Source organism: Candidatus Methylacidiphilales bacterium (assembly GCA_033875315.1).
Lineage (GTDB): Bacteria > Verrucomicrobiota > Verrucomicrobiia > Methylacidiphilales > CAZTYG01 > JANRJG01.
This window is the reverse complement of record JANRJG010000009.1, coordinates 158,675-181,463: the sequence shown is the minus strand read 5'-3', so window position 1 is coordinate 181,463 and position 22,789 is coordinate 158,675. Positions and strand designations below refer to the sequence as shown.

Below are 22,789 nucleotides of genomic sequence, written 5' to 3'. Positions count from 1 at the left end.
GGGGTCTAAGCCGGAACGATGCAGTTTAACCACAGAGGACACAGAGAACTCAGAGGGAAATGCATGGTTACAACAGAAGAGGCTGATCACCGTTCGGTGAATCCCTTTTCTTCCCAAATCCGTTTCGTTCCTCCTCGGCGTCTCTGCGACTCTGCGCGATTTCAACTGCATAGTTAAGGCTAAGGTGAGGGGGGCTCGGTTGATTGAACCAATCGCAACCAACCAAGCGAACCCGGGGAAATATGTGGACACCCGTGGCGGACGACAGACCAATTTGAGGGAAGCAGTGCGGGTTTTTGGGAGACATCCACCCATTCATACCTGAGGAAGTTGGCGCGCACCCACCCCGGCGCCAGCTCCGGATGGGTCAAGCCGCCCGCTAATTCATCCGCGGGTATGGCCAAGTCGACTATCCACTGGCCATCGGAGACCCGGCTGGCCGTCTTCAGCTTGGAAAAGTTCCAGGCCCGGTCCATTTTCAAGTGGTGGAGGGAGTAGTTGTCACTCAGAACTCCGTCACTCTGAAAGTCCGGAGATCCGGGCAGATTGAAACGGAGATCAAGCACATCATTTTTGGGCGAAACTTGGATTTCAAAATACATCCGTGCATCGGCAAACCGGCTCAGGAAAACTTCCACCACATCGCCCCGGTAGAGATCGGCGTCACGGCCTGATTGGGAATTTATCGGGGGGCGTCCCGCACATAGAAATCGGAGATACAGATGGGACGAATCCCAGAGTAGCCGGATTTTTGTGGGAGAGACGGGTTCGGTGGAAGGTTGGCCACTGCCGTAGCAGGGAATAAGAGATCCGATCTCCGCGGCGGAATTCCACGCCGGGTCCTGGGAATCCGCGGTGATCCGGGGTTGCTCAAGGGCATGCGGCACGGAAATCCGGGGATGTCCATCCACCGGGGGTGGGCCGGAATCGAGGCCCGAAACGAGAGCGCTTCCGGAGAGCCCGTTGGACAAGACGGAAATAACCGCAAGAACCAGAAAGGGAGTTCGCATGGGCAGATTCATTCCCAAAAGGGAGCCTCTTTCGGAGATATGGCCGAATGAGCATTCCTTTCTACCCTGTTTATCCCAACCGACAAGAACGGTCAGGGGATGTGCACCCAGGGTATTGTTCCCTGGGTGGCTACCGTCCTGGGCATGGATGGTCAGGTTTCGCTCCAAGCGTGCATCAAGGGTAAACCTTCATGGCGTCCACAATGTTGTAGAGTCCGTCGATTTTTACGGCACCGATGTGATGACTCCCGGCGGACAGCCCGGTGATGCTGTAGACGGTTTGCTGCGCTTGGAGAGTGGCTGAATAACAATTCACCCGCTGTTTGAACACCCCGTCAACGTAGATGTCCACGTTGCCGGAACCCGAGTCTTTCTCCGTGATATAGTCCACCCCCGTGCCATTGAAGGTGAAATCCCAGTAACTGCCGTTGACAGTCATGTAATGAACGTCGTTGCTATAATCACCCACCCCGCGGTTGTAGGAGTAATTCCATGAATCCCCACTGACCGTAAATGCGGAACTGGTGTCGTTGACCATGGTTGCCGGGGGCGGAGCCGGGGTGGTGTAGACCTTGATTGCGTCGACAATGTTATAGGTTCCATCCACTTTAACCCCGCCAATCGTATGGTTTCCCGGTGCCAGACCGGTGATGCTGTAGACTGTCTGTTGGACCAGTCTGGAGGGGGCGTAGCAGTTCACCCGCTGTTTGAACACCCCGTCAACGTAGATGTCCACATTGCCGGAACCGGAATCCTTTTCGGTGATATAGTCCGCTCCGGTGCCGTTGAAGGAGAAGTTCCAGTAACTGTTGTTGGCCATCATGTAGTGGACGTCGTTGTTGTAATCACCCACATTCCGGTTGTTGGAGTAATTCCATGTGTCCCCGCTGACATTGAAGCCCGGTGCCGTGTCGTTGTAGATGGTGGAATTGCCGCCGCTGCCGGTGAGAAAACCACCAGTGGAGGTCAGGGTGATCTGGGCGAGTTGGGGATCCCAGGATGCCACGCCGGATGCGGCATTGAACTCGACCTTGAGATAATTCGTCCCGCCGGGGAGTGCTCCCGAGGGAACGTAGTTGTAGCAGACCCACTGGCCATTGTTGCTCCCGTAATTGGCCGCTACCACACCTGCCAGACTCCACGTTGCCCCGTCGGGGGAAGTGTAAAACTTGATCCCCCCTTGGGTGGCAGGGTCGGCGTGGTTGATCCCGGCATAAACCGATGCCGTGAATGATGAGATATTACTGGATCGATAGACCAACGATTGGGTGGTGTCCGAAGAACGGCAGGCCCGGCTGGTATCACCATCGAAGTAGGCGTTGGAATTGTTGGTGTCCAAGGTCATCCCGGTGGTTTTGCTGTTCACTTTGGTCCAGTCGTCAAGACAGTCGGTGGCCAGAGTGGGGGCCTGCCAGCGGAACATCATGACTTTGGCATGCCAGTCGTCTTCCTCGAAGATGAGGTATTCCCCGTTCGACCGCTTGTAGACACTGATGCCGTACGGGATATCGAGCGCTCCGGAAATGTTCATGACTTCCGGACCGGCATGAATGGAGCCGACAAAGGTGCCGCTGGCCAGAGTGTACACATCGATGGAGCCGGACTCGATGTTGTTTCCAAGGTTGCCGTAGCCGACAAAAATGTAGTCGCCTTCCGCCGTGATCGCGGTGGCCCGCGGAACCGAAATATCCCAGGCGGCCGTGCGGTTGCCCGTGCTCCAACTGTTGAAGCGGGCAATGCGCGTGCCGGCGTCCCGGTCCACATTGGTGTCCGCGCTGGTGATGAGCATGACGTCCGTGGCGCGCTGGTAGATGATGCGTTTCAAATCCCCACCAGTGGAGGCCGGGCGGGCCAGGGCTTCATACTGGCCGCTGACATAACTGTAGATCGGATTGCCATTGGCATCGAGACCCTGCATTTTCCAGTGGCGTAGGCCCACGGTGGCATTCCAGTTGTTGCACTGCCAGATGTCGCCGTTGCTGTCGACCCACCAGCCGTAGGCCAAGTTGGGGGTGCCCGGCCCACTGACGTATTCACCGGCATCCATCTGACCATTGCCATTGCCATCGCGCCAGATGAACTCCCCACCGGTGGGGGAATTGGGATAGGTGGCGGTGTAGTTGGCGTTGGATTCCAGGAGACCGCTGGGGATGGCGATTTCCCCGTCGGTGGCGGAGTTGAAGCGGTACCAGAGGAGCCGTCTGGCCTGCATGTCCATGACGTAGAGGATTTTCTTTCCGCCGACGGTGCGCACAAACGTCCCGCCCGTGTAGTCAAAGTTGTCGTTGGCGCGTTGATAGCGCTGGTCCTGGGGATACTTGAACTGGTTCAGCGTGTGGCCTTTCAAAGTGGCCTCCTTGCCCGGTTTGGTTTGGGAAAGATCAAGTTGGTAGTGGTTGTATTTGGTGTAGACGTCCAAGAGATTGCCGTTGGCACTGCCCGGATCAGCAGAGGCGGTGTCGACAAACTCCAGCCCTTGGAGAATCCAGTTCCGGTTGCCGCCCGAGGTGTAAGATTCGAGAATCGATCCGCCGCCATTCCAGAAGGCCCATTTTCCGACATTATTCTGGCCGATGTAATAATTGCCCGAGCTGTCGACGCCTACGCCGGTCAGTCCGCTGAACTTGAGCGGGCCGACTGCTCCGGCGGTTCCGGAGAAAATGCCCTTCTGCGTGCCGAAGGTGGCGGCCAGGGTCGGTGTGGCATTGTTCAGATTGGAGTAGATTTTCAGGTTTTGATCGGGACCGTTGTCCGCCACGACCAGGCGTCCGCTGTTGTCAAAACAAAGGGCCTGGGGATCGAATCCGGCCGCTCCGGTGATGCTTTGGGAAAGAAGATTGCCGTTGCTGTCGTAGTGAACGATTTTTCCCAGAGCCGGCTGGGCCACCCAGACCGTGCCATCGCCGTTCGAGGCGCAGGCACCGGGCCCGGCCAGACTCCAACTGCGGGTCTTGGTCAGTGCGGATTTGTTCCAGACCTGAACCTGATTGTCCAAATCCTGGGTGACGAAGAGGAGGTTGTTGGTGTTGTCCACGGACAGGCCCTTGACCGATTTGCTTTTATCCGTGGTTGAGGTGGTGGTGGTGGAAACCTGGGTGCTGACCGTGCCGTTGAAATTGAAGCGGTAGATGTTGTTCCAGTTTCCGGCATAGACATAGTTGGCATCCCCGGTGATGCCGACGCCGCCCTCGAAGTAATCGTGGTTGTAGTTGAGTTTCCCGATGTAATCGCCGTTCTTGTAGATGCCGCCGTTGTGTCCGGCTTCATCCCACCAGCTTGCCGTATAGACCGTGCCATCAGGTTTGACCCAGATGCCATTGATGTTGTTTTGCATCCATTTGCCGTAGTTGCTGATGGATCCCTGCCCCCAAGTATTGCCAAAAAAGGAGGTGGCATAGGGGAGGTTTTGCGCCCGGAGGGCAGGTGGGAAGAAGAGGCTGAATGAGGCCAAGGCAAGGCATAAGGCGGAGGGAGGCATTTGAATTTTCATAACCGAGTTCCTGGGTTGATGTTCTTAAATGTCGTCTGTGGCAATGACTATAAATTGGGCTGGTCAGCCGGACAACCGATCCTTTAGTCTACGTAGACTGTGGGGACGATGCGTCAAATCGCCAAAGAGGCGGGAGTGCATTGCACGACGGTCTCGCTGGCCCTCCGTCAGCATCCCCGCATTCCGGTGGCCACACGCGAGCGGATTCTGGCGGTGGCCGAGCGGATGGGTTATCGGCGGAATCCGCGGGTGGGTTGGTTGATGGGCCAGTTGCGTTCACCCAAAACGGCCGTGTACCGTTCCCATCTGGCCTACCTGGTGCCGACTTTGGATACGGTCCGGGAGGATCCCTATTATCGCCGGCACTTTGAAGGAGCCCGCCGGCGGGCGGGCCAATTGGGATTCGAGCTGGAATTGTTTCCTGCGGCCCCTGGAACCGCCCTGCCGTTGATCCGGCAGTTGCGGGCCCGGGGTATTCCCGGCCTGTTGGTTTCCGGTTTGGATGATTCCGCCATGCTGCTCGCGCCGGAATGGAACCGTTTTGCGGTGGTGACGGTGGGTTTTGCCCTGCCGCATCTTCCCTCGGTGTGCAACCACCAGTTCGAATCGGTCCTGCGGGCCCTGGAGAAACTCACCCGGTTCGGCTACCGGCGCATCGCGCTCCACCTGAGTGTGAGTGATGACCTTTGGTCCAATCACACCATGCTGGCGGCCTTTTTGTATTATCAGAGAAGCCAGCCTGTGAGCAACCGGTTGGCCCCCCTGCTTTATGACCGGCATGATGCGAAAGCCTGGACCGCCTGGTTGCGCCGCACGCGTCCGGATGCCGTGTTATCGGACAATGGGGACATCCTCCAGATGCTGGGCCAGGCCGGGGTGCGTGTTCCCCGGGACATGGGCTGTGCCCATCTGCACTGGATTCCCGAGCACGGCAGGCTGGCGGGAATCTATCAAAGCCTCGAGACTGTCGGCGCAGCGGCGGTGGATTTGCTGGGGGGCATGCTCCAGCGCGGGGAATGCGGAGGGCTATCTCTTGCCAGGACCCTGCTGATTGAAGGCAGATGGCGCGGAGGAGCCAGTATCAGACGTCGGGCCTGATCCACCTGCGGATGAAAAGACCCCAGTCTGAGCGATTCGCCTCCATTCATAACTGCGGACGATCCCGATGCCCGGTCCTATCCCGGAAGGCAGTAATGCGGGTAGACGAGTGGCAAAGGTCGATGGTCTGCCCTGGGTTTAATTCATTCCAGCTTTCGATAGGATCATCTCAAGGGGCTTGGCTCACCAGACCGGGCCGAGCCAGCCGCCTGGGTCTCCTGAAGGCACGCGCTGAATGGCACCGAGAGGCAACGGATCTCCTATTTGGGGAAAACCATCAGCCGTCCAATACACTTGTTGAATTCTCGCGCTGCGATAGCGGTAAGTGAAGAGCGGGGTACTCTTGGCGTGGTAAACGATCCAGTCCTGGGTTCCATCGGGACTGGTGAAGAAGCCGTTATGCCCCGGACCGAAAACCCCGTGGGCATCATGACGCTGGAGCATCGGTTCCGGATGCTGTGTCCACACCGAAGGGTCCAAGAGATCGGCAGAAACATCCGCATGGATCATCCCCAACCGGTAGCACGGCTTGCCCACATCACACATCGAATAGAATAGAAATACCCTGCCGTTGCGCACCAGGCAAACCGGTCCCTCACGTACCTCGGCGCAGCCAAACCCATCACAAGGAAGTTGTGAGCGCGGTCCTCGTGTCGTCCACGGGTTTTCCAGTGAACGGATGAAGACCTGATGTCCGGGGAATCCAGCCCACAAAAGGTATTTTTTTCCGGAGGGCAGGGTCAGTAAGTTGGCGTCAATGGCGTAGTGTTCGTCGTGCTCATCCGTGAGCAGTTTGGCCTTGTAGTGGAAGGGGCCCATCGGGTCATCGCTTTCACTTTCCAGGACATGATTCCGGTGGGTGAGATGATTTCCGTCACTGGCGCAGTAGTAGAGATACCAGCGTCCGTCTGCGAAGTGCAGCTCGGGGGCCCACATTTGCTTCGAGCGCAAGGGCAGATCGCCATGCCAGACCACATGGGGTTCGGCCGTGTAGAGATCCTTGATGGATTGGGCCCGCCTTATTTCAATCGTGTCATTGCCGCTGTGCAGGTAGTAATACATCCCGTTATGTACCACGATCCACGGATCGGCCGCGTCCAGGGTGGGAACGATGGGATTGGCGAAGAGGGAATGTTCTTCCGTGCGGGCCAGAGTTTCGTTCATGAAGTACGATAAATACAGTCAGTGCCAATTGACCAACTCCTTGCGCAAGGCCTGGATGTTCAACCGGACCGGGACTTATCCGCGATACGGGAATGCTCCGCGGTGATCGTATTCCGGCTTTCGAGGGCGGATTTTTCAATGGCGGCGATCTGCGTTTGCACGGCTTTGATGCGCTTCAGGTCGAACTTCAAACTGCGGTCAAAGCGGTACAGGCCGTTTTGCTCTTGGAACACATCAGTCAGTTGCGTGTAGCAATAACCGAACATGTGGGGATCGCTCAGGAGTACCTGGCACAGGCCCTCGAAGCGGGTGTAAAATTCCTCCAGCGATTGCGGGCGCTGGCCATAACCCCAGGAGTCTTCCCCGGGTTTGGCGTCGGGGTTCCACCAGATGCCGCCAAACTCACTGACGAAAAAGGGCTGGCCTTGATAGGGAACCGACCAGACGGCTTGGTGGTGGTGGGGGTGGGGATTGATGAAGGGGCGGCCCTCGGCGAGCCCCGCATGGATGCGGGCAAAGGCGGCGGGATCCTGTTCGTAGTCATGCGAATCGTAGATGTCGGTTTCAGGGACCCGGTGCGCGTATCCCGAGGCATCGATCACCGGGCGGGTGGGATCGATGGCCTTGGTCGCCCAATACATCGCATGAGTTACGTCGTCGAGTTGGCTGATGCGGTCACTGAGGGGTTGGAAAGTTTCGTTCAAAGGGCACCAGCCGATGATCGAGGGATGGGAATAATCGCGCTGCACGGCCTCGATCCATTCACCGATGTAGCTGGGTCCGGGTTTTTGATGATCGGTGGGATGGCCAGCGCCCCCGCAACCCCAATCACCAAACTCCCCCCAGACCAGGTAGCCCATGCGGTCGGCGTGGTAGAGGAAGCGTTCTTCGAATACTTTCTGGTGCAGGCGGGCGCCGTTGAATCCGGCATCCAGGGAAAGCTGGATGTCCGCAACCAGCGCTTCGTCGGTGGGTGCCGTCATCAGGCCGTCGGGGTAATAGCCTTGGTCGAGGACGAGGCGCTGGAAAACGGGGCGTCCGTTGAGCTTGACCGCCTTCCCGTCCAAGGTCACCGCGCGGAGGCCGGCGTAGCTGCGGACGGAATCGAGAACCTGTCCTTCCGCATCCAGCAGTTCCAAGAGAAGGCCGTAGAGGAAGGGATCTTCGGGTGACCAAAGCCTGCGGTGGGCGCTTGGAATGTCGAGTCGCAGACGCGGGGTCATCGCTTCCGTGCAGGAGACGCAGGTACAGGTCAGGTTGGTGCCGTCCGGGAGGAGCAGGCTGGCGCGCAGGGAAAGTGCCGTCTGGGGTCCACGGATGGGTTGTTCGATGTGGAAGCAGGAGGAGGTCAGGTCGGGGGTGATGCGGGTGCGCAGGAGATGGGACTCTCCCACCGGTTCCATCCAGACCGTTTGCCAGATGCCGGTGGTGCGGGTGTAAAGGCAGCCGAAGTTGTGGAATTTCCAACTCTGCTTCCCGCGCGGTTGGGGGGGCTCATGCGGATCGCGGGCACGGAGGGTAATCTCCACCACATCGCCCCCCTTGCGCGGGCCGAGATCGGCCGTGAATGGCGTAAAGCCACCGCGATGGCGTTTGATTTCTTTTTTATCCGCCCAAACCGTCGCGTCGTAATCGACTGCCTGGAAATGGAGCAGGATGCGCGCCCCATCCCAATCCTCAGGGATGGTGATGCGGCGGCGATACCACACAGCGGCCATGAAATCGGTTTGGCCGACACCGGAGAGGGAGGATTCGGGGCAGAAGGGCACCAGGATTTGGCTGGATAGAGGCCGGTCTAACAGGCCCCGATCCAGGCCGGTATCGGCGGAATCGATCTCAAAATTCCACGGGCCGTTCAGGCACTGCCAGGAATCGCGAACAAATTGGGGGCGCGGGTACTCGGGGCGGGGGAGGGAGGAGTCTGGAGGAAGCATGGGGGCGCTGTAGGGTAAAAAATCGGGCAAGCTAGTCAACCCACCCTGCCCGATATGTTTAAAGAATAATCAGTCGAATCAAAAATCAAATCGCAGGAATTCAGCGCTGCACGAGCTTTCTGCGGGTCAAGTAAAGCGCGAGCGCACCGACGCCAAAGAGGGCATAGGTGGATGGCTCGGGTATGGGTGAGGACCAGAGGAATTGGTCGGTGGTGAGGGCGGTGTCGCTGATGCGGACTTCGTCAATGCCGCCGCTCCAGAAATCATTCGGACCTCCAAACCAACCGCGGCCCACCGTCCATGTGGCAGGCGAGTTGTTGAGTCCACCGGCGGTGGTCGTGGTGCCGACAACATCCCAACTTTGGTCCAAGTTGTCCTGGAGATAAAGCGTGAGGGTGCCGCCGCTACTGACCAGTGCGGTGTTGAACCAAGTGAAGCTGCTGGCGATGTTGAAGCCGCTGTCGATGACACGGAGAGTTCCGGAGCCATCCAACAACGCGATGCCGAGGTTACCATTGTCCCCGCGCTGTTGATAAAAGAACTGCCCTCCCGGACCTGGAGTCCCTCCCTGATCCCTGCCGAGGAATGTCTTCCAGCCGGTGGCATCGGAGTAGATGCTGGCCTCGATCGTGAAGTTTCCGGTGAAGTTGAATGAGTTAAGTGGAGTGCTGTCGGTGTAGATGTCCCGGGTCCCATTGAAGTAGGCCCAGCGGGTGCTCGATGCTCCTGTTTGGGGAACGATGGCACCGGGGCCACCGGCGCCGAAGGTGGGGGAGGTGTTGATCCCTGGATCTCCTGCGGGACCGTCAAATGTCCGGAGGGGATTGCCGTTGCCCGAGTAGTCTGCAGTGGTGGTGAAAGGGCCGCCGCCAAGGTTCCCCTCCAACTGACCGCCATCGGCTTGGTCCTCAAATCGCCAGTAACTGAGGGTGGCGGCCTGTACCGACCCAAAAGCACATAAGAGCAGACCTGCGCAGACAGCGATCCGGGCCCCGGGCAGGTTGTGGATGGAATAGCTGGAACGATTGATTAATTTATTCATGATTGGCATTCTCCGTGTTTGTTTGCTTGGATACACCATGCGTGAAATCACACTGAACCACCATGGTTGCTTTACCCACAAATCTATCTGAAAAGCACATCATCGGCGCACGCAGCCGGGAAAATCTTGCTCAGGGCGGACGGATCGAGGCCCTGCGCAAGCGGGGAATTGAATGGTGTGGTATTTCCCACGTAGCCCAACCCTATCAGATGGTTCGCAAACGACCGGATTTTGGACACATTCTCGGATGTCAGGGGGGGGGCGGGGAGATTTGGTTCGAGGGGCGGTGGCACGCATTCCGGGAAGGCATGATTTTTCTCAACCCGCCCGGACATTCCGAAGCCATGCGGGCTGTGGCGGGTCGGCGTTGGGAATTCTGCTGGGTCCACCTGCAAGCCGATCATTTCCCCCATCCGGAAAGCCAGCATTGGAAACCGCGCATTTTCCGGCTTGATCCCCGCCCGCTGCGCACGGCCGTGGAAGGACTGCTGCTGGCACAAAACATTCTTCCGGAAATGCCCGGTATCGACCATTGGGCGGAACTGATCCTTCTTTACTCCCATCGTCTGATTCAGGGAGAACGCAGTGACGTGCGTTTGTGGAAGCTTTGGGAGGCGGTAGGTAAAGACCCGGGGCGGGACTGGTCCATCCAAGAACTGGGCCAAATGGCGCATCTCAGCCGGGAACACCTGCGCCGGATCTGCGTCAAGGAAACCGGTCGAACGCCCATGCAACAGGTGACTTCCATCCGCATGCAACGGGCCGCCGCCCTGCTGCAATACTCCGACCAGTCCATCGAGGCCATTGCCCACGCCATGGGGTATGAAAACCCTTTTACATTTTCCAACAGTTTCCAGCGGTGGATGGGCTCACGCCCCTCGATCTATCGGCAGGCGCAAAAACAGGACTCCGATCCGGGACCGATGCGTCCGTCCACTGTCTTGGGCAAATTCAGTCTTTCCCAGCGACTGCCGAAGTCCCGCTGGCACTGCCTGAACTTGGCCACTTGGGCCAACCGTGCCGTTTCCACCGGGACGACTGGTTGGTTTGGGGATGAGCACCGGTTGCCGCTCGTGCCGGGGCGTCATGTGTTCCACGGGGTTCCGTTTGATCTCATGCAGGAATTGCCGCCCCAGCCCCGGGCCATGGTGCTTTTCCGTTCGACCCATCCCCACATTACCGCGTGCGTGGGGGCCGGACTTCCCCTCGGCATCGACATTCCCATTCGCACAAGGGTTCGTGCCGCGTATTTCCTTCATGCTGCGGGATGGGTGGAGGGGGGTGAACCCTTCGGACGCTACCGCATGGTACCGGTGCGCGGGCGCGAATCGGAAATCCTGATCCGTGCGTTGGGGGAGTCCAGGCCCTCTCCCTCGTCGCCAGCCAACATCCAGGACTGGTGGTGGGGTTTCGAGCCGGTGGAAACCAAGTCCACCCGCAGTGTCTATGTGGGTGATCCGGCGGGCAGCCCGGGGAAATCCGGGCGCATCTACGTCCATGAGTGGGTCAATCCCGACCCTTCGGTGCCACTCCAGGAAATCCGCATCACCGTTCCGGGCACGACGCGATCCACCCTGGCCCTGCTCGGACTTACACTGGCCTTGTATTGATCAAGTACGCAATGCCACATGACGGAGGCTGCCTGGACTATGGTAGCGGGCCACCGGTTCGCCGCGGGCATCGCGGTCGTGCAAATCCTGCAAAAACTCTCGGAAACCCACGGCGGGTTGCCAGCTGATTTCATTCCTCGCGGTGGTCAAGTCATGCTGCTCGACCTGATCGGGTAGTGGCAGGTGGTATTTTTTCAAAAGGGCGGCCCCACCGGGCACCAGCTCATCACACCAGGCAGGACCGAGGCCGGAAAAATCCTGCCGGACTGCTTCAGGCATGCCATGCGCCGTGTGGATGATGGTCCGGAAAAAACGCACCCGGCCATCCAGTGCCGCAGAAACAGCCGCCACCGTGGCGGTGGCCACGTCCCCGGCATCCACTCCGTTGCGCAGCAATCGGGCACCGAATTCCAGATACGGTCCCGGCACAAATGCGTGGTAACGCAGAATGGCCACGGGCGCTCCGGTCACCTCGTGGTACATCCGGCAAAGATCCTCCCCCAACACCTTGCTCACCGAATAGACCGATCCCCAGCCATAAGCCATGGAAGAGGCAAAAACCAAGGGAGGGCTCCCCGCTTCGCGGCAGGCCTGGATCAGGTGGAACGTGCCATCCACATTCACGGCAAAGGTGGTTTCATCGCTGACCGGAGGTTGGTGTCCGCAATGCCAGGCCGCCAAGTGGATGACGGCATCCATGCCCTGGACAGCCTGACGGATGTCGCCCGGGGAACGGACATCGCAACGGACGAATTCCAACCCATTTCCTGAAGTGGGCGGGGCCACCATGTCGGCCGCCCGGACTTGAAAGCCCTGTTGGCAAAGAAGCGGCAGTACAAATCGGCCGGCAACTCCGCTGGAGCCCGTGACGAGAATGCGTTTCGCCGCCAGTTTCAGACCGTGTGAGGGCAGGTTCATCTGCGGATGAGCTTCCATCGTTGCGCGGCGTTGCCAAACGATTGCCAGATATGGACATTGGTGCCATTGGCCGAGCCCATGCCAGCGACATCCAGACGTTTACCGGGGGCGCACTCCGGCTCCAATTCGAAGAGGTCTCCACCCACCGAAATCAGCTTCCAGCGCTGGGCGGCATTGCCAAACGATTGCCAGATATGGACATTGGTGCCGTTGGCCGAACCCATGCCATCGACATCCAGGCGGCGCCCTGTGGCGCATTGCGGTGTCAGTTCGTAGAAACCATTGCCCACACTGGTCACCCGCCAAGTCTGGGCGGGGTTGCCGAAGGATTGCCAAATTTGGACGTTGGCTCCATTGACATCCGCTGAGGCATTCACATCCAACCGCTTACCGGCGGCACATTGGGGCTCCAGTTCGTAGAGTGCATTGTTGACGATACTTCCACCGCTGTTGGGGGTGGAGAGGCGCCAGCGTTGGGCATTACCGGCGTTGGTTTGCCGGATCTGAACATTGAGGCCGGCGTCGGCACCGTTCCCGGCGACATCCAACCGCTTGCCCGGGGCGTTCATCGGCTCGAATTCATAGACGTCCGTGGAAATGCGGATCGGACGCCACTTCTGGGCTGGCGCCCCGTTGGACTGCCAGATGTGGACATTGGTGCCATCCACCGTTCCGGAACCGGCCACATCCAGGCGGCGCCCCGTCGCGCACTGCGGGGTAAGTTCATAGAAGCCGGCCCCCGCATCGGTGAAGCGCCAGGCCTGGGCGGGTGCCCCGTTGGTTGTCCATAGATGTACATTGGCCCCGTTGGCGTCGGCGGCCCCGGCCACATCCAGACGTTGGCCCGTACTGGAAAGTGGTTCGAGTTCGTAAACCATGTTATTGGTGATTCCGTTGTCGCCATCGCCTGTTAGATTCGAAATCTTTATCACGGTTACGGAATCGCTGGTGGTGAACCCGGCCGAAGACCCCGATCCCGTCAGTACACTGGTGGACCAATTTCCGTTGTTGTCGAAAGACAGGGCTTCAATGCGTGCCGTTCCCCGGATGTTGAGTGTCATCGGGCGGCTGGTTTCGAGGTTTGTATTGCTTCCCTTGTTGTACGAGGAGGTCTCAATCCAGGTGACGATGTAAGAAGTGCCGTCCGCCTTCTGGAAGAGGATGTGGAAAAACTTGTCGAGGCCCCCTTGGATGGAGTAGTCGAGTCCGGGCGGGTTGAAGCCGGGGCGGCTCCAGGTTTTGCTCGAGGTATTGAACGTGCTTTCGTTGAACAGGTTGACCAGATTTTTCAGGGCATTGAATGCCGGGCGCGGGGTGCCGTCGTTGCGGACAATGCCCCAGCGGTTGTTTTCGTTGACCTCCGAGCCCTCATCCATGAGTTGGTGCAGGTAGGTCTTGGCGTCGCCGAGGTAGCCGAGCAGCATGGCGCGCACCACCATTTTCATTTGGGCGCGTTCGGAAATGCCCAGGGGACTGCCGAGGTCCACATTTGATCCGGTTTCTGTTAGGTAGCTGGGCTTGCTGGAATTGCCATAGGCCAAACGGGTGCTGTTGCGTCGGTCACCCATGCCAAGCATGTCGGCCGGTCCGGTGTAAAAATGCCAGGCTACCAAGTCATGCAGGTTGGAGCCGAGGCGCGGGGCACTTTCGACAAAGGCCATGGCGGGTGTGGTCACATTAAAGCCGGAAGTCTGCCCGTCTCCATGGACGGCGTTGAAGAGGTCATTCTGATAGGCCCGGATCTCGGCATAGCGTTCGGTCTGGCCGCCGTAGTTGTAGTTATCATCCCAAAAGAGGTCGGGCTCGTTCGGGCCTTCTACCGCATGGAGGAAAGGGGCTGCCAGCTTGATGGTAGGCACGGCATCGCCAGGCGGGCGACCGAAGTTTTCCCATGGACCCCAGATGCCGAGGAGTTTCATGCCCTGTTGATCCCAGAGTTCCTGGTAGCGGGCCTTGTAAGTCGGGTTCTCGACCAACCGGAGTCCGTCGCGGTAATGGCGCAAGTTCAATTCATCCAGCCGCGATTTGACCGTCGTCCAATTGAAGTAGACGCCACGGTCCAGTTTGATGTTGATGCCACAAGACTCGACAAAGTCATCCGCCCGCTGGCCAGGCAGCGGTGCGGCGAAGGCGATGGCAGCAAGTTGCGCGGTCAGGATTGACCAGACGGCAAGGACCCTGCGCAGTCCGCAAAACATGAATCGTACACGGGTGAATAAAGCCCTACAAACACTCACTTGGGGGTTCATCTGCCCATTAATAATAGCGATTGCACGATTTGCCCATATTTGCAGACCACGCAAATCTATCGAAAAAACCTTGCCGGATTCAGGAGGGCACAATACGGAGGGTGCGGATTTGGAAAGGAGCCCAGTCGCAATCCAGAATCCCCTGGTCGATCTCCAGCGGTTTCTGGTCTTCCTCGAGGAGGTTGCATTCCCAAGCCCCCGAAACTGGCAGCCCGAAACGCAGGCGGCCGGGACCACGTGTGCCGTGTGCCTCGTAAACGCGGACAATCAGGCCGCGCCCGTCGTCGGCCCGTTTGAGGGCGGAAACCAGGAGGCCGGGGCGGTCGATGGAGAGGAAAGAGGCGGATGCCGGTAGTTCCGCATGTTTCCGGAACAAACGCAAGGGGTGGTTGAGGCGGGCGGCTTCCTCCGGAACGCACCCCTTGCGGTGGTCGCCCGCGTGGGGATAGAGGGCGAAGGTGAATTGGTGCGTCCCACGGTCCGCTTCCGGATCGGGGGCTGTGGGTGCCCGCAACAGAGTCAAGCGGATTACATGACCCACGACATCCCTTCCGTATTTGCAGTCCTCCAGAACGGAGACGCCGTAGTTGCCTTCGTGAAGGCAGCTCCATTGGTGGGCGCAGGTTTCGAAGCGGGCCATATCCCACGAAGTGTTGAAATGGTTGGGTCGCTCCAGGCAGCCGAACTGGATGCCGTGGAGGGCATGGGAGGCTCGGATGTTGACGGGGAAGGCGACTTTGAGCACCTTGTGGTTTTCGTGCCAGTCCACCGTGGTTTCGAAGTCCAAACGCCGCGAACCCGCTCGCAAAACCACGGATTGCTCCAGCCGGGAGGCAGCGAATTTCCGCACGATCCGAAGCCGGGACTGAAGAGGATGCTGTCCCTGCCAGGATAATTCCGCCACGCCGTCCAGATTGTGGCACGATTCACGGTGGAAAACATCGATGTCCCAGGCATCCCAGTTGACGGGATAATCGCTGTGCAATTGGAACAAATTGGCAGGCGATCCAGGGGCCAGCACCTCACGCTGGTGCTCATGGTCGAACATCCTTATGAGCAGACCGCAGTGGTTGAACTCCGCCCGGATGAGGTCGTTGTCGAGTATCCAGAGATCGTTCACGCACTGTGCACTGACCGCTGGACAGGACGAACGGGTGCCTGCCTCAAGCGGAGCCCAACCGCAGGCTGGTGCTTCCACCCAGGCCGGGGTACCGTCCGGCAGATCCACCACTTCCGCACGGTGGAAGGCCTGGGTATTCAGCACGGAGGCCCCCGCGTCACAGGTGTCCAGATCAGGGCCCAAAGTGGAGGCCACCACGGCATCGGTGATCTCTCCGGCCACACGGAGGTCGCGCCGGTTGTCTTGATAGACCCAATGGATCGAACTGCCGGGGATGATGTCGTGGAACTGGTTGGTCAAAAGCAGCTTCCAGGCACGATCCAATTGACGCTGGTTCAAGCTGGGGAGGTGGGAAGGCTCAGCCTCATAGACTGCCAAGGGTTCAATCTTGGCAAAGACAGATTCGTCATGGCCGGGGCATCCGAAGGCGTCGGCTAATTCGGCTTCACGCAGGGCGCGCTCAACCAGCCGGTTGCCCCGCTTGGCCCAAGCCTGGGTGGTGTAGGTGCCCCGGTGGGATTCCAGATACAACTCGCCCACCCACAAGGGGAGGTCGGAGGCATCGGCACGGGCTTTCTCAAAAAAGCGGGCAACCCCCTCCAACTCCAAGCGAGGCAGTCCCTCGAAGTCGCGGAATCTTCGCGCCATTTCAAGCATCTCGCGCGTGGGGCCGCCGCCGCCGTCTCCAAATCCGTAGGGATAAAGTGAGCGGGAGGCGTGGTCGCCGTCCCGGAAATTTTCCGCGCTGCGGAGGATTTCCCGTGGGTGCATGTTGCCGTTGTAGGTGTCGGCCGGGGGGAAATGGGTGAAGATGCGTGTGCCATCAATTCCCTCCCAGAGGAAGGTGTGGTGGGGGAATTTGTTGAATTGGTTCCAGGAAATCTTCTGGGTCAGGAAGGAATCCACGCCACTGAGGGCGAAAATCTGCGGCAGGGCCGCACTGTAGCCGAAGACGTCGGGAATCCACACATTGCTCATTTCCACACCCAGCTCGTCGCGGAAAAAGCGTTTGCCATGCACAATCTGCCTCACCAGGGACTCACCGGAAGGAAGGTTGCAATCGGGCTCGACCCACATGGAACCGATCGGTTCCCACTGGCCCCGGGCGACGGCGGAGCGGATATCCTGGAAAAGTTCCGGGTAGTGCCTTTTCATCCAGGCGTATTGGACGGCCTGGGAGCAGGCAAAGACATAATCCGGATACTCCTTCATGTAGGCGAGGGCGGTGGAAAAGGTGCGGGCGCACTTGCGCACGGTCTCGCGCAGGGGCCAGAGCCAGGCGGTATCGATGTGGGCGTGGCCGACTGCGCTAACCACGTGGGCGGTGTCGCCATTGCGGCGTTGGAGCAGGGGGGTTAGTTGGGAGCGGATGCGGGCGGCGCAGGCCCCGCCCTCCCAGTCGATCCAATCGGCCACCTCGTTGAGGGCATGGCGCAACTGTCCGCGGCGGGCTGAAGTGGCAGGCAAAACCTCCAGGGCATCGGCACAGGCTTTCATGTCGCACCATGCCTGCCAGATTTCGCGGTGGAAGCGGGCCAGCTCCGCGCGTTTGAGCACGAAAGCCGGGGCGGCGTCCGAGCCAGGTAGGAGGAGCGGTGCCGATCCATGAACGTTGGGCGACGGATTGGCTGCCGCCTCCAGGTGGAATTCGAAGTCCGCCCCCGGGGCTCCGTTAATCGGCAAGTCCATGCGATTGACATTGACCGCCTGCCGGGGGAGACCACCGGACCACAGGAGCGCCTCCGAGGTGAAACCTTCCCCTGCCGCAAAGCCACAATGAAAAAGGGCGATGGCTTCACCTTCCGCCCACTCCGCAGGCACCCGTCCCCGGCAGCGAAACCACCAAGTACTCCAGTAAGTGCCCCAGGCCTCGCCGACACGAAAGGGCCTGTAATCCATTTTTTCGGCCACACTCCACGGTAAAGGTTCGCCCGGTATTGTGGCTGCCTCCACACCGAGGGCGCGGAAATCGCTGGTACAAGCTGCATGGAGGCGTTCCAACGCTTGGCGGATGCGGCATTCAGTCAGTTCCGTGTGTTTAAGCATAATTAATGCAATAAAATAGCAAGGGAAATTTGGAATAAAATATGTTTCAGATCCGTGCCGGGAATCATTACTGCTTTCTTCTTTGCTTAGTATTGCATAAGAGGTTAATATATCATTCCATTAGCATGGCGTCGCAACCGAGTTTCGACCCAGGTGGATAAAGACCCGTGTCACGATAGAGACAGTCAGGATGTGAGTGTTGACTTCAAAGACACCGCTCAGTAAATCATGATTTGTAAGTTTTAATGCTTTACTCTTCGCTGGGTGACAATTATCGAACGGTTAATTTTAGCCTCAGGATTGGGGTCGTTTTCCGAAGAGTTCCATTCGACCCAATTGGACGTTCCAAGCAGTGCCTGTGGGCAAGAATTGCATTTTGAGGTACTGTGTTCCACTCGGCAACTGGTCATTATGGGGGCGGAACGTGGTAACATTCCATCCGCCGCCACTGAGGACATCCGACAGGCGCGCCAGGGTTACAGGGGTCCAGTTTTCTCCGTCAACCGAGGAGAAAAAAGCAACTTGTTCGTCGATTTTGTTCCGCGCATCAAAATAGATGGCGGCGGCGAAATTGGACAGGGAATCCACTTTCCAGACGAGGTGCTCTGCGGTGTCAGTGGTTCGAGTGGCCCTGGCCGCATCCCGTCCAAAATGATCTTGGTTTCCACCATCGATGGACCAGCCCGCCGAGCTGAGATTCTTATCAATTTTGTCGAGACTATCGAGGGTGTCGACAACGTTGTTTCCTTGGGGATTCCACCGGTGAATGACGATTTTCGCAAAGTGGTCGTCTTCGGCAAAGACAAGGTATTCTCCATTTTTTTGTTTAAAGGCCCGAATGGCATAGGGGATGTCGAAAGTTCCCGAAAGCGAGCCGATCACGGGAGTGGGCGTCATATCCCCGACGTAAGAAGCATCGCTATAACGAAATACGCGGATTGTTCCTTCTCGGCTGTTGGAGCTGAAATAACTGTAGCCCAGAAACAAATAATCTCCGGCCACGGTCATGGATGAAATTTTGGTTTTATCCATGGGTGGATCAAGGGTCCATGCCACCGTTCGGTTTTCCTTGTTCCAGTTGTTATACTTCACAAAGCGATTGCCCGCATCACGATCTCCGTCCTGAAGACTGGTGCTTCCTACCAGCATGGTGTCGTTCTCCGGGTTGTATTCGATGCGACGCAGTTCGCCATGGCTTCCTTCCGGGCGCTGGAACTCGGTGTAGTTTCCAGCAGAGTAGTCGTAGATGGGATTACCCAGGGGATCAAAACCTTGCATTTTCAATCGGCGGATTCCAACTCCGCTCCCTGCCCAGTGATTACAGGACCAGATGTCTCCGTTGGTGTCCACCCAGAGGCCATAACCAAGATTGGGCATGCCAGGTCCGGCTGAAAATTCCTCCGCATCGATGTTTCCGTTGCCATTTGAGTCCCGCCAGTAGAAATCTTTTCCTTTGGGGCTGCCGTCATAGCCCGCATCGTATCCGACTTGGGATTCCCAGATACCGGAGGGGATGGCAGTTTCGCCGTCAGTCTCTGAGTTGAATCGGAAAACGAGGATCCTGCGGGCCTGCATGCTCAGGACGAAAAGCAATTTGCGTCCCTGGATGTTGCGCACGAAGGTTCCTCCGGTGTAATCCCAGCCATCCGGGGCACGCATGAAACGTGGATCATTTGGATATTTGATCGGGTTGAGAGTGCGGCCCGCATAGGACCATTCCGTTCCCGCTGTGGTTTTGGTTAAATCAAGCCGGTAGCGCGAGTATTTGTCATAAATATCTAGGCTATCCCCGGTGTCGGAAGCGGGATCGGCATCGGCACAGTCAACAAAGCTCAGGCCGAGTTTCCGCCACCGGAGCGTTCCGGATTTTGTCCAGGATTCCAGCACAGTTCCTCCACCATGCCAGAAGGAGTGGGGGCCGACACCGTTCATACTGACGTAATAATTCCCTTGGTCATCCGTGGCCACCCCGGTGAGCCCGCTGCTGCCGAATTTGGTAGGACTGATTTTCCCCGGAATACCAGAATAGACACTGGAACCAAAAACGGCATCCGGTTCCATGCGGGACTTTTCCAAGTGGAGATAAATTTTGATGTTTTGATCCGGGCCATTGTCCGAGACCAGGAGCCGTTTGCCGACCCGGTCGTACCATAGGCTGGTGGGGTCAAAGTCCGGACCTGACTCGATTTCCTGTGCGAGTTTTTGACCCGTGGCACTGAAATGGACAATGCGGGCGGGCTGATTATTTCCCTTTTGGGAGATGATCCAGAGTGAACCGTCTTCTACCACGGCGAGAGGACCTGGGCGATCGAAGGACCATTTGCGGAGGCACTTGAGACTTTCAGTGCTCCAGACTTCGATTTCGTTGTCGTTGTTCTCGGAGACAAAAAGCAAACCTTTTTCCGGGTCGATTGCCAAGCCCCTGATTCCAATGGCTTTGTTCGATCCGGTGGGTTTATCCGATACCCCAAAAGAGTCGCCCCAGGGCCCAAGCCCTCCAGGAAAGGGAGCGGGACGACCATCGGGTTCACATCGCCGAACGTTGTCCCAATTGGAGGAATAGATGTAGCGGTTGTCCCCGGTGATGGCGAATCCCCCGCCGAAGGATGCGTGGAGGGTTTTGAGCATGCCGATGGGCTCGCCATCTTGGCCCGAGTATATGCCGCTCTCCCGGCCTGCTTCATCCCACCAGCTGTTGGTGTAAATCACGCCATTGGAGCTGACATGAAGGCCCAGGATGTTGTTTTGGATCCATTTCCGGTCACCTTGTCCGTAGGAATTGCCAGCCCAGGTTGATGAGTAGGGGATGGGGGGTGGAGAAGCGGCCCAAACCAGTTGAGCAGACAATGTCAGTAGGAATGGAAAGAAAGAGAAGTGTCGCATGAATCAATTTGTTATTAGGGATGGGTGGGGAAGAAAGAGCGCATCAAAGGTCGGTCAGGCGGATATAGGCGTGGCAGAAGTCATGTTTGTTGGGGAGGGGAGAACATATTCAGGATAGGTTTTCCACCCGAAATTCCCAGGGATGGAGCCTGTCGGTTTGGGGCGTCGCTTCGCGTGAGGTGAAGAGGAGGGAGCCTTGCGGAATCCAAGGCTGGTCCGCCGCGCTGAAATTGGCGCAGATGCGCAGTTTGCCAAGTTGGGAGGGGCGTTCAAAGATGAGCAAGTTCGGGTGGTGATGTTTCTGAAACCAGATCTCGTGGGAGGCCACGGTTCCCGTTTCGTGTTTCAGACGGGCCAACTTCCTTTGCCAAGCGATTTCACCGCTCCCAGGACGTTCGCGCATGTTCCATCCCCCGCCGAAGGTCATGATGCCAGCGCTGGCGAGGTGAAGGAGGGCAAATAATAGGTTCACCGGTTCGCCCTCCCATTCCCGACCCTGGAAAGCCACGGTGTCGTGGGTATGGGTGTAAGTGGTCAGCCAGGTTCCGCGTGGCATGCAGCCGAAGTGGTCCTGGAGCAACAGGCCCAATTGTTGTCCGGTTAGTTTTTGTTCGATGAGGTTTTGCAAGACCCAGTCAAGCCATCCGACCCATTGGTAACATACCAGATCACTGACCGGAACTTGGATGGGGCCGAAGCATTCCGCCATGAGGATAGCTTCTGGTTTGACAGATTGGATGGCGGTTCGGATTTCGGCGAGGAGGGTAAAAATAGCGTGGGCATGTTGGTGGGGCTGGAGTCCGGTAAGGGGGTTCCAATTGCCGCCCCGGTAGCTCACGGCATCGACGCGGAATCCGTCCGCGCCCAGTTCTGTGACGCAGCGCAGGCAATAATCACGAAGGAAACGGCGGAATCCGATGGAAGCGGGATCGAGGGCGAAGCCCGGCCAGACGGTGTGTCGTTGGGGGGTTCCTTCTTCATCACGGTAAAACCAATCCGGATTTTCCGAAAGATAACGGCTTTTTTCAGTCACCATGTTCACCAGCAAATCGAACAACACCTTAAGTCCCAAGTCATGGGCCCGACGGGTCAGTTTTTGCAAATCCTCGAAGGTTCCTTTGGCAGGGTCGATCTCCCAGTAATCCAGAGTGCCATAACCACTGTAGGGGCCGGTGTGCCAGGGCATGAGGTAGACGGTGTCAAATCCCTGGTCTTTCAAGGCCGGTAGTTTTTCCGTCAGGCCGGCAATGCCTCCGTAATGGACGAAGTCGGCCTCGAGCACTGTGGCCGTGCCGGCCCATGCCGGACGGGAAGAGGATTGGGGAGGGGGGTAGGAGTGGGTATAAATCCGGGAAACCTCCCGCAAGAAATCCTGTCGTTCCCCCGAGAACGAAAGAAGGATTTGAGTGCCCATCCGGTGGATTTGTCCTGGAGCAAGACGGATTTCTTTTTGAAAAACATGCTCCACGGCCAGCAAGTTTTGGTGTCCAAAGATGAACGTCCGCAGAGGGCTTTCGTCAGCCAAGGGAATCAGGGCGAAATGATGGGTAGAATCCTCCAAGGACATCAGTACGGCTCCCAAGCCGCAGTCCGGAGCCACCCCCAAGTCCTCAAACTCCCCATCCAGAGTGTCAGGGGGGAAGGTGCGTGGGCGTTGGATGACCCGGGAAATGGGGTGGCTGGGCAACATGCGGGCCATGGGAACTGAAACCTTCGAGGCAGCCCATTGGCCGATTCCCAGTCCAGAAAGGATCAATCTCCACTGCAGCAAGTTCGGTCCGTGCAGGGGTTGGAAATCATCCAGCGTCTGACAATCAAACTGGCGGTGAATCGTATGGGGTCGGGGACCGGGCCCGATTCTTTCAATCAATTTTAAGCCGGGGAGGGAAGGATCCACATAGTCAATCTTCCAACCCTTGCCATATGGCAGGTCCGTTTCCTGGTTTCCCACCCGCACAAAGGCCCCCAACTCCCTATTCCCCAAGTGCAAGATGAAAGAAGGGAGAGTGGGATGGTCAAAAATGGGACCTTGAGCATCGCGGAGGTGATGCCAAGGGCTTTCGTGTCCTCCGAGATGCAAATGAAGGTTTCCGGGCGAGAATACCTTCGGTAGGTCAGTCAAACCTTCGGGCGACATGGTTAATATGTATCAGTAGTAACAGCAAAAGTCACTGCTTTTGTTAAAACACCGACCAAGAGGGCGATTATTGAAAGAATCATTGCAA

The 22,789-nt window shown here is 57.9% G+C and carries 12 protein-coding genes; 2 read left to right on the top strand and 10 right to left on the bottom strand.

What is annotated here, in order from left to right; all coding sequences use genetic code 11:
• Positions 1 to 179: 179 nt before the first annotated feature.
• Together SFU85_03445 and SFU85_03440 are read right to left on the bottom strand one after the other, a co-directional pair.
• On the bottom strand, positions 180 to 1,010 hold the full coding sequence (locus tag SFU85_03445) for a carbohydrate-binding family 9-like protein (GenBank protein ID MDX6765824.1): 831 nt from the start codon (positions 1,008 to 1,010) through the stop codon (positions 180 to 182).
• 175 nt (positions 1,011 to 1,185) lie between these two features.
• On the bottom strand, positions 1,186 to 4,488 hold the full coding sequence (locus SFU85_03440) for a hypothetical protein (protein ID MDX6765823.1): 3,303 nt from the start codon (positions 4,486 to 4,488) through the stop codon (positions 1,186 to 1,188).
• 120 nt (positions 4,489 to 4,608) lie between these two features.
• Between SFU85_03440 and SFU85_03435 the strand changes: the two genes are divergently transcribed.
• Positions 4,609 to 5,598, top strand: coding sequence for a LacI family DNA-binding transcriptional regulator (locus tag SFU85_03435; protein ID MDX6765822.1), 990 nt, complete (start codon positions 4,609 to 4,611; stop codon positions 5,596 to 5,598).
• A 183-nt stretch (positions 5,599 to 5,781) separates the two neighbouring features.
• Here SFU85_03435 and SFU85_03430 read toward each other — a convergent pair whose 3' ends face one another.
• The 3 genes from SFU85_03430 to SFU85_03420 all read right to left on the bottom strand — a co-directional run bounded on the left by SFU85_03430 (position 5,782) and on the right by SFU85_03420 (position 9,738).
• Positions 5,782 to 6,762, bottom strand: a complete 981-nt coding sequence (locus SFU85_03430) for a glycoside hydrolase family 43 protein (protein ID MDX6765821.1) — start codon at positions 6,760 to 6,762, stop codon at positions 5,782 to 5,784.
• A gap of 59 nt (positions 6,763 to 6,821) precedes the next feature.
• Positions 6,822 to 8,696, bottom strand: coding sequence for a glycoside hydrolase family 2 TIM barrel-domain containing protein (locus SFU85_03425; protein MDX6765820.1), 1,875 nt, complete (start codon positions 8,694 to 8,696; stop codon positions 6,822 to 6,824).
• 100 nt (positions 8,697 to 8,796) lie between these two features.
• Positions 8,797 to 9,738 (bottom strand): LamG-like jellyroll fold domain-containing protein, encoded by a 942-nt coding sequence (locus SFU85_03420; protein MDX6765819.1) that lies wholly within the window; start codon positions 9,736 to 9,738, stop codon positions 8,797 to 8,799.
• Positions 9,739 to 9,800: 62 nt separating this feature from the next.
• Here SFU85_03420 and SFU85_03415 point away from each other — a divergent pair, with 62 nt between their 5' ends.
• The gene (locus SFU85_03415; GenBank protein MDX6765818.1) at positions 9,801 to 11,348 is read left to right on the top strand and encodes an AraC family transcriptional regulator; all 1,548 of its coding nucleotides are present in this window, start codon (positions 9,801 to 9,803) and stop codon (positions 11,346 to 11,348) included.
• Here SFU85_03415 and SFU85_03410 read toward each other — a convergent pair whose 3' ends face one another.
• From SFU85_03410 to SFU85_03390, 5 genes are all read right to left on the bottom strand, one after another.
• Positions 11,349 to 12,266 (bottom strand): NAD(P)-dependent oxidoreductase, encoded by a 918-nt coding sequence (locus SFU85_03410; protein MDX6765817.1) that lies wholly within the window; start codon positions 12,264 to 12,266, stop codon positions 11,349 to 11,351.
• Positions 12,263 to 14,464 (bottom strand): RICIN domain-containing protein, encoded by a 2,202-nt coding sequence (locus SFU85_03405; protein MDX6765816.1) that lies wholly within the window; start codon positions 14,462 to 14,464, stop codon positions 12,263 to 12,265. Before SFU85_03405 ends, SFU85_03410 begins: the two co-directional genes overlap by 4 nt.
• A gap of 130 nt (positions 14,465 to 14,594) precedes the next feature.
• A complete protein-coding gene (locus SFU85_03400; GenBank protein MDX6765815.1) occupies positions 14,595 to 17,681 on the bottom strand; it encodes an alpha-mannosidase in 3,087 nt (1,028 codons plus the stop codon).
• Positions 17,682 to 17,975: 294 nt separating this feature from the next.
• Positions 17,976 to 20,564, bottom strand: coding sequence for a hypothetical protein (locus SFU85_03395; protein MDX6765814.1), 2,589 nt, complete (start codon positions 20,562 to 20,564; stop codon positions 17,976 to 17,978).
• 109 nt (positions 20,565 to 20,673) lie between these two features.
• Positions 20,674 to 22,263 carry an alpha-amylase family glycosyl hydrolase gene (locus SFU85_03390; protein MDX6765813.1) on the bottom strand — a complete coding sequence of 530 codons (1,590 nt, stop codon included), beginning with the start codon at positions 22,261 to 22,263 and terminating at the stop codon, positions 20,674 to 20,676.
• Positions 22,264 to 22,789 lie beyond the last annotated feature (526 nt).